The 7,708-nt window shown below is 66.5% G+C and carries 9 protein-coding genes; 7 read left to right on the plus strand and 2 right to left on the minus strand.

Going from position 1 to position 7,708, the window contains the following annotated elements; translation table 11 throughout:
* Positions 1 to 75: 75 nt before the first annotated feature.
* Positions 76 to 2,088 carry a threonine--tRNA ligase gene (thrS, locus tag ACI3K3_RS25110; protein WP_404918751.1) on the minus strand — a complete coding sequence of 671 codons (2,013 nt, stop codon included), beginning with the start codon at positions 2,086 to 2,088 and terminating at the stop codon, positions 76 to 78.
* A 397-nt stretch (positions 2,089 to 2,485) separates the two neighbouring features.
* Here thrS and ACI3K3_RS25115 point away from each other — a divergent pair, with 397 nt between their 5' ends.
* The 3 genes from ACI3K3_RS25115 to ACI3K3_RS25125 are packed head-to-tail and all read left to right on the plus strand — an operon-like array spanning position 2,486 to position 3,267.
* On the plus strand, positions 2,486 to 2,908 hold the full coding sequence (locus tag ACI3K3_RS25115; protein ID WP_404918753.1) for a hypothetical protein: 423 nt from the start codon (positions 2,486 to 2,488) through the stop codon (positions 2,906 to 2,908).
* The gene (locus ACI3K3_RS25120; protein WP_404918755.1) at positions 2,905 to 3,096 is read left to right on the plus strand and encodes a helix-turn-helix transcriptional regulator; all 192 of its coding nucleotides are present in this window, start codon (positions 2,905 to 2,907) and stop codon (positions 3,094 to 3,096) included. The genes ACI3K3_RS25115 and ACI3K3_RS25120 overlap by 4 nt, the downstream gene beginning before the upstream one ends.
* A 3-nt stretch (positions 3,097 to 3,099) precedes the next feature.
* Positions 3,100 to 3,267, plus strand: coding sequence for a hypothetical protein (locus ACI3K3_RS25125; RefSeq protein WP_404918757.1), 168 nt, complete (start codon positions 3,100 to 3,102; stop codon positions 3,265 to 3,267).
* On the opposite strand, the gene ACI3K3_RS25130 is transcribed toward ACI3K3_RS25125, so the two are convergent.
* A complete protein-coding gene (locus tag ACI3K3_RS25130) occupies positions 3,264 to 4,595 on the minus strand; it encodes a glycosyl transferase (RefSeq protein ID WP_404918759.1) in 1,332 nt (443 codons plus the stop codon). The two genes, ACI3K3_RS25125 and ACI3K3_RS25130, sit on opposite strands and share 4 nt — an antisense overlap.
* Before the next feature lie 239 nt (positions 4,596 to 4,834).
* On the opposite strand from ACI3K3_RS25130, the gene ACI3K3_RS25135 reads away from it, so the two are divergent.
* The 4 genes from ACI3K3_RS25135 to ACI3K3_RS25150 form a co-directional block, all read left to right on the plus strand.
* Positions 4,835 to 5,599: an alpha/beta fold hydrolase gene (locus tag ACI3K3_RS25135; protein ID WP_404918761.1), complete on the plus strand. Its 765-nt coding sequence runs from the start codon at positions 4,835 to 4,837 to the stop codon at positions 5,597 to 5,599.
* Positions 5,600 to 5,619: 20 nt separating this feature from the next.
* Positions 5,620 to 6,489 carry a tetratricopeptide repeat protein gene (locus ACI3K3_RS25140; RefSeq protein WP_404918763.1) on the plus strand — a complete coding sequence of 290 codons (870 nt, stop codon included), beginning with the start codon at positions 5,620 to 5,622 and terminating at the stop codon, positions 6,487 to 6,489.
* Positions 6,486 to 7,478: an LLM class flavin-dependent oxidoreductase gene (locus tag ACI3K3_RS25145; RefSeq protein WP_404918765.1), complete on the plus strand. Its 993-nt coding sequence runs from the start codon at positions 6,486 to 6,488 to the stop codon at positions 7,476 to 7,478. The genes ACI3K3_RS25140 and ACI3K3_RS25145 overlap by 4 nt, the downstream gene beginning before the upstream one ends.
* 91 nt (positions 7,479 to 7,569) lie before the next feature.
* Positions 7,570 to 7,708 (plus strand): FAD-dependent oxidoreductase (locus ACI3K3_RS25150; protein WP_404918767.1); only part of this gene is annotated, 139 nt, incomplete at its 3' end.

The raw sequence follows: 7,708 nt of genomic DNA on the forward strand, positions 1-7,708 counted from the left end.
AGTCCTGATCGTGCTTGTACAGTTCGAGCTTCTCCCCGTCGGGAATCCACGCGGTGTCGATCAGTTCGCGCTTGATCATGCCGGCATGTCCGCACGAAGGTCGGGCGCGGTGGCTTCGGCCTTGAGCAGGGCGATCGCCTCGTCCAGGCTCATGACCTTCTGGTGCTCGGCGCCGAGGGTACGCAGGGCGACGGTCTGTTCCTCCGCCTCGCGCTTGCCGACCACCAGCAGGTGCGGAACCTTCTTCAGCGAGTGTTCGCGCACCTTGTAGTTGATCTTCTCGTTGCGCACGTCGGTTTCGACGCGCACGCCCGCGGCCTTGAGCTTCTTCGTCACTTCCTGCGCATAGTCGTCGGCATCGGAGACGATCGTGGCGACTACGGCCTGGACCGGGGCGAGCCAGACCGGCAGCTTGCCGGCGAAGTGCTCGATCAGGATGCCGATGAAGCGCTCATAAGAACCGAAGATCGCGCGGTGCAGCATGACCGGGCGATGGCGCGCGCCATCTTCGCCGATGTAGCTGGCGTCGAGACGCTCGGGCAACATGCGGTCGGACTGGATCGTGCCGACCTGCCAGGTGCGGCCGATCGCGTCGGTCAGGTGCCATTCCAGCTTGGGCGCATAGAAGGCGCCTTCGCCGGGCAGTTCTTCCCAGCCGTATTCCTCGGTGGCGAGGCCCGCGCGCACCACGGCGTCGCGCAGTTCGGCCTCGGCCTTGTCCCACTGCTCGTCGGTGCCGATGCGGTTATCCGGGCGCAGTGCCAGCTTGATCGCGTAGGTGAAGCCGAAGTCCTTGTAGACCCGGTCCGCCATTTCGCAGAAGGCCTGCACTTCGCCCACGATCTGGTCTTCGCGGCAGAAGATGTGGCCGTCGTCCTGCGTGAACTGGCGCACGCGCATCAGCCCGTGCAGCGCGCCGTGCGGCTCGTTGCGGTGGCAGCAGCCGTTCTCGACGAGGCGCAGCGGCAGATCGCGGTACGACTTGATGCCCTGCTTGAAGATCAGGATGTGCGCCGGGCAGTTCATCGGCTTCAGCGCCATCCACTGCGCCTCGTCCGAGATGATCGGGCCGTCGTCCTCGGTGTTGGGCACTTCGTCGGGGATGACGAACATGTTCTCGCGGTACTTGCCCCAGTGGCCCGAGGCTTCCCACTGCCGCGCGTCCATGACCTGCGGCGTCTTCACTTCCTTACAGTCCGCCTGGCCGATCGCGCGGCGCATGTAGTCCTCAAGGGCGCGGTAGATCACGTAACCCTTGGGGTGCCAGAACACCGAGCCGTGGGCTTCGGCCTGGAGGTGGAACAGGTCCATCTCGCCCCCCAGCTTGCGGTGGTCGCGCTTGGCGGCCTCTTCAAGGCGCGTCAGGTGCGCGGCAAGCTGCTTCTTGTTCAGCCAGCCGGTGCCGTAGATGCGCGAAAGCATCGCGTTCTTCTGGTCGCCGCGCCAATAGGCGCCCGAAACGCGCGTCAGCTTGAAGGCGGCCGGGTCCAGCTTGCCGGTGGAGGGCAGGTGCGGGCCGCGGCACATGTCCAGCCAGTCCTCGCCCGACCAGTAGACGGTCAGCGGCTCGTCGCCCGGAAGTTCGGCGGCCCATTCGGCCTTGAACGTCTCGCCCTGCTGCTTCCAGCGGCTGATCAGCGTCTCCCGGTCCCATACCTCGCGGCGGAGCGGCTTGTTGGCGGCGATGATCTTGCGCATCTCCGCCTCGATCGCCGGCAGGTCGTCGTCGGTGAACGGCCCGCGCTCGGGATTGGGGGCGAAGTCGTAGTAGAAGCCGTCGTCCGTCGAAGGGCCGAAAGTGATCTGCGTGCCGGGGAACAGCGCCTGCACAGCTTCGGCCAGGACGTGAGCGAAGTCGTGCCGGGCCAAGTCCAGCGCCTCTTCCTCGTCGCGGCTCGTCACCAGGGCCAGCTGGGCGTCGCCGGTGAACGGCAGGCCGAGGTCCACCAGTTCGCCGTCGATTCTCGCAGCAAGCGCGGCTTTGGCAAGGCCGGGGCCGATGGCGGCGGCGACATCCGCCGGGGTGGAGCCTTCGGGCATCTCGCGAACCGAACCGTCGGGCAGGCTGATCTTGAACATCTCGGACATGGACGAACTCATCTCTCGTTTGCCCCATGCCATACCAGAGCATGTGGGCGGAAAACTCTGGCGCGCCATGGCACAGGCGCGCCTCCGGGTGAAGGTGCGGCGCCGCTATTTTCGCTGAATTCGGGAGAGTGACGCCGCTCGCCCGAACTCCGGGCGACGGTGGCTGCCTGCTCAGGCCGCGACCAACCGTCCCCGGAAGCGCCGGGTGGTAGTAGTGGTCGAAGTGGTGCGCAGCTGCGTCATCGCGGGTGATGTAGCGATGTGGGGGGAAAAGTCACCCCGTCATTGCCGAGTGTCGATGTAAAGCTTGCTTGACTTAGCTTGTTTCGAATGACAAGTTTGCTTTACATGAAAGGCGGCCCGCTCCGGATGCCGTCCCGTTCTCAGGAGCCCTTGCATGACCTCGTCCCGCACCAATCCCGCCTATCGCCGCTACGTTCGGCGTATGTTGCCGTTGAGCTTGGCCTATGTGGGTGCGATCGGTCTGGCGACGCGGGTGATTCCCGACCACGCCGCCGCGGATGCCCGGACCCTTGGCTTTGCCATACTGCCGGGCCTGGCCGTGATGGGGTGGATCTGGGCGATGGCGCGGCTGCTGGTCGAACTCGACGACGAGTACCTGCGGATGCTGGAGGTGCGCAAATTCCTGGTGGCTACCGGGTTCACACTGGCGCTGTGCAGTGTCTGGGGCTTGCTGGAACTGTTCGCGCCTTCGATCCCGAAACTGCCTCTGTTCTTCGTGTTCCCGTTGTGGGCGGTGGGTCTGTTCGTCGGCATGCTGTTCAACCGCCTGACGATGGGCCCGAGCGGCCGCGCATGAGAAACCGCCTCAAGGAACTGCGCGGCGAGCGCGGCTGGAGCCAGCAGGACCTTGCCGAACGCCTCGAAGTCAGTCGCCAGAGCGTCAATGCGATCGAGACCGGCAAGTACGACCCTTCGCTACCCTTGGCATTTCGCATCGCCGAAGTCTTTGCTATGAGGATCGAGGAGATTTTCCTGAAGGGGTGAGCGATGTCTGGGCGGATGGGCAGGATCGGGACATGGATGGCCGTGGCGCTTGCGCTCGCCGCCGGCCTCGCCCTGCTCGATGCGCGGGCTTCCGGCCACCGCAAGGCCGAAACCGCAGAGGCTTCTACCGGCAAGATCATCGTCCGCGTGATCGGACCTGCTCTCCTTTAATGCAGCGTCGGCTTGCGCTGCCTCCAGGCGAGCCGCTCCACCAGATTCGCCAGTAGCCAGCCCACGGTCATGCAGACGAACGGCATGACCGGATAGTGGAAGCGGGACTGGCCCGAGAACAGCAGGCAGATCAGCGTGGGGAACAAGGCGACGGCGTAGGGCAGCAGCCACCAGCCGGCCCAGCGCGTTCGTTCGCGCAGCCGGCGCAGCGACATGACCGCGAAAGCCGCCGCGAAGCCGATCATCAGCAGCGCATAGTAGCCCTGGTTGACGTAGCGCACCGCGCGGTAGACCGGCTCGAAGCGCGCATAGCCGGGTGCGCCGCCCTGATAGGCCCATTCCGCTTCGCCGTCCGGCAACCACAGCCGCATCAGCTTCTTCGGCGCCAGGGAGAGGAACTTTCCGGTATTTTCCGCGATCCAGTTCAGCCCCATGCGGGCGGCTTCCTTGTCGCTGGACACCTCGTCGAGATCCGTGCGGGCCATGAACTGTTGGACGACGGGCGCATTCGGGGTGAAATCGCCGGTCGCCGTGTCATGATTGCCGGTGAGCAAGGTGTAGCCGCCATTGGTGGAAACGACGATCCAGTGGCCGAGCTGGGAATGGTTGCGCACCGTCCATGGTAGCACCACGAGCATGGCGACGGCGACGACGATCAGGCCGTCTGCCAGCAGGCGAGGCAGCCGCTGCCCCATCCCGCGCGCGCGCATCCAGTCGACCGCGAAGACCAGCGGTACCACGACCAGCGTCTGCGCCTTCACCAGTGTCGCGAATCCGAAGATCAGGCCGGCGCCGACCAGTTGCCAGCGGTTGCTGCGCGTCATCACCGCCCAGCAGCCCGCCAGCAGCAGCGTGGTGTAGAACACTTCGGTAAGCGCCAGCGGCACGTAGCCGATGGCGTTGGGGTAGACCGCCAGCAGCAGCAGTCCGCCGCGCGCCGCCGCCTCGTTGGCGAAGATATGGCGGCCGAGCGCAAGGGTCAGCAGCCCCGTTAGCATCGCAGCGGCCAGGTTGAACAGGCCGAGCGAGACATGCGAAATGCCCAACTGGTGGAACATGACGGAGAGCGCCAGCGGCAGGCCCGGAGGCCAGAACGCCGTGTGCAGGCCCTTGTCCATGTACCCTTCGCCCGAGGCGAGGCCCGCGGCGCGCGCGAAGTATGAGGCGGCGTCCGACGTGGGCGTCACGTCGATCAGCAGCACGGCCACCCGCAGGGCGAAGTAGAGCGCCCAGATCGCCAGCAGCACGGATCGCTCGGTGGCGAACCATTCGAGCCGCAGCGCGAGTCGGCTCGGGCGGGTGGGAAAGTCGAGAATCTGCGCGGACATTCTGGGGCGTCTTCCTGATCAGGCGCTTTTCCCGAGCCTTAGACGGTTTGAAAATTCGCGAAACGCGAATTTTTGCGGCACCGGCCCACGCCCCCACCCTACCACCCAACGGTAGTATCCTGCGGGTGGTAGGGTGGGGGCGTGGGCCGGTGCCGCGGTAAGACAATCCGCGAATCCCTTATCTCGCAACCGTGATCCGGCCCTTGTGCTCGCCGCGCGCCAACCCCAGATGGGCCGCCATGACCGAGACGCGTTATCTGGAGCTGCCCGACGGGCGCCGCATCGCCCACCGCTTCACCCCCGGCACCGGACCCACGATCGTGTTCCTGCCCGGCTACATGTCGGACATGGCCGGCAGCAAGGCCACGGCGCTGTTCGACATGGCCCAGGCCAGCGGCCGTCCCTGCCTGCTGCTGGATTACTCCGGTTGCGGCGAGAGCCCGGGCGATTTCGCGGAAGGAACGCTCTCGCGCTGGCGCGACGAAGTGCTGGCGGTGATCGCGGCGGCCGGTCTGGAGCAGGTCGTGCTCGTGGGCTCGTCGATGGGCGGCTGGCTGATGCTCATGGTTGCCGAAGCGTTGGCGGCCGATTCTCCAGACAAAGTGAAGGGCCTGATCGGCGTCGCCGCCGCGCCCGATTTCACCGAATGGGGCATTGCCCAGATGGACAAGAACGTCCTCGCGGATGGCGAAGCGATCTGGGAGGATAACCCCTACGGTCCCGAACCCACGCCCACCTATCCCGGTTTCTGGGCGGACGGACAGGTCAACCTCCTGCTCGAACGGCAGATTGCCTTCGACGGGCCGGTGCGCCTGCTTCACGGCCAGCGGGACGACGATGTGCCATGGGACATTTCGACACGGCTGGCGGAACGGTTGCGTTCAGCCGATGTGCAGGTCACGCTGATCAAGGACGGGGACCACCGCCTTTCGCGCGAATCCGACATACACCTGTTGTTGCGCACGGTTGCCGAAATGGTTCTTGCCCGCGAGCCGGTGGCCTGACCTTTCAAGGACCGCTTCCCATGCCCATTCTTCTTCCGCTCATGCTGATGCAGTCCACCCTCGGCGCGGGAGGGTCCAGCCCATACGCCTCGGCGCTTCCCCGCGAAATCGTCGAGAAGAAGGAAGACGAGGCGCGCAAGCGGAACACCGAATCGGCCCAGTTCGCCGGGCCCCTGCCGCTGCGGCCGGAAAACGGCTGCCTGCTGGCGGTCGAATCCGATCCCGAGCGCTCGGCCGAGGTCGCGCGAAAGGCATTGTCCAGCGCGCAGGGGCGCGAGCGGGTGCGGGCCGGGCTCTGCCTGGGCGTGGCGCTTGCCGATCTCGATCGCTGGGGAGAGGCGAGCGCGGCTTTCGTCCAGGCGCGCGACGCGGCGGATGCCGGCGATCATCGCAGCCGCGCGCGGCTGGGCGCGATGGCCGGTAACGCTGCCCTTGCCAATGGGAAGGCGGGTGAGGCGTTGGGGCTGCTGGCTCCGGCTGCGATCGACGCCAAGGCCGCGAGCGACGGCGCGCTGGGAGCCTCGATCTCGCTCGACCGTGCCCGCGCGCTCGTTTCGCTGGGGCAGAATGGCGAGGCCGCCACGGCCTTGGCCGATGCCCGCACGGCCGATCCCGACAATGCGCAGGCCTGGCTGCTCTCGGCCACGCTTTCGCGGCGCGAGAAGAAGCTGATCGAGGCACAGAGCCAGATCGAAAAAGCCGCGCAACTCGCGCCTCAGGAACCAGAGGTCGGTCTTGAAGCCGGCGTCATCGCGGTGCTCGGCGGGCGCGACGAAGCCGCGCGGCGCAGCTGGAACGCAGTCGTCGCCATGAGCCCGGAGTCGCCGGCCGCTGCCACCGCCCGGGAATATCTCGCCCAGCTTGGGCCGGAAGGAACACCGAAGCCATGACCCCCCTCTCCGTTCTCGATCTCGTCTCCGTGCGCCAGGGCGGCACCGTCGCCGAAGCGCTCGCCATATCCGCCCGCACGGCGCAGGCCGCCGAAAAGGCAGGCTACGCGCGGTACTGGGTGGCCGAGCACCACGGCATGGACGGGATCGCGGGCGGAGCCACTTCGGTCGTGCTCGCCCATATCGGCGCGGCCACGTCCACCATCCGCATCGGCGCGGGCGGGATCATGTTGCCCAACCACACGCCCTACATCATTGCCGAGCAGTTCGGCACGCTCGCGGCGCTGTTCCCCGGCCGCGTCGATCTCGGCCTGGGCCGTGCGGCAGGTGCTGACGGACGGCTGGCCAATGCCCTGCGCAAGGACATCGTCGGCGCTTCCGAGCGTTTCCCGCAGGACGTGGTGGAGCTTCAGGCCCGTTTCGCGGGACAGGCGGTCGGCGGCGTCTCCTCGCCCCAGGCCGATGGGGCGGACGTGCAGATGTGGATTCTGGGCTCCAGCCTGTTCGGCGCCCAGCTCGCCGCCATGCTCGGCCTGCCTTACGCCTTCGCCTCGCACTTCGCGCCCGCCATGCTGGACGAGGCGGCCAGAATCTACCGCGAGCGCTTCGAACCCGGCAAGGTGTTGGACAAGCCGCATTTCATGGCCGGCATCAATGTGGTCGCCGCGGAGACCGACGAGGAAGCGCGCTATCTCGCCTCCTCGACCGACCAGAGCTTCGTGGCTCTGCGCACCGGCACGCCCGGCCGACTGCCTCCGCCGATCCGCGACTATCGCGAAGGTCTGCCCGGCGCGGCCAAGGCCATGCTGGAGCAGGTCCGCTCGGTCAGCGCCGTGGGCACGCCCGCGCGGGTGCGGGACGAGATCAAGGCCTTCGTGGAGCGTACCCAGGCGGATGAACTTATCGTCTCCGGCGCGATCTTCGATCCCGATGCGCAGATCCGTTCGCTGGAACTGACGATGGAGGCCTTCGAAGCGGCTAAGGCCTGATTTTTCGGCACTGCGATAATCCTGCGCCAACGTAATTCAATTTCGCTTCTAGCCATTGACCGCGAGATGAAATTGCTTGAACCCCACCCCCATGAGCAAGGCAGACGTCGTAATCGTGGGAGCCGGGCACGGGGGAGCGCAATGCGCGATCTCCCTTCGCCAGAACGGTTTCGAGGGGACCATCACCGTGATCGGCCGCGAGCCGGAATATCCTTACGAGCGGCCGCCGC

The sequence above is a fragment of the Novosphingobium sp. ZW T3_23 genome (genome assembly GCF_044987305.1).
In the GTDB taxonomy this organism is placed as follows: Bacteria; Pseudomonadota; Alphaproteobacteria; order Sphingomonadales; family Sphingomonadaceae; genus Novosphingobium.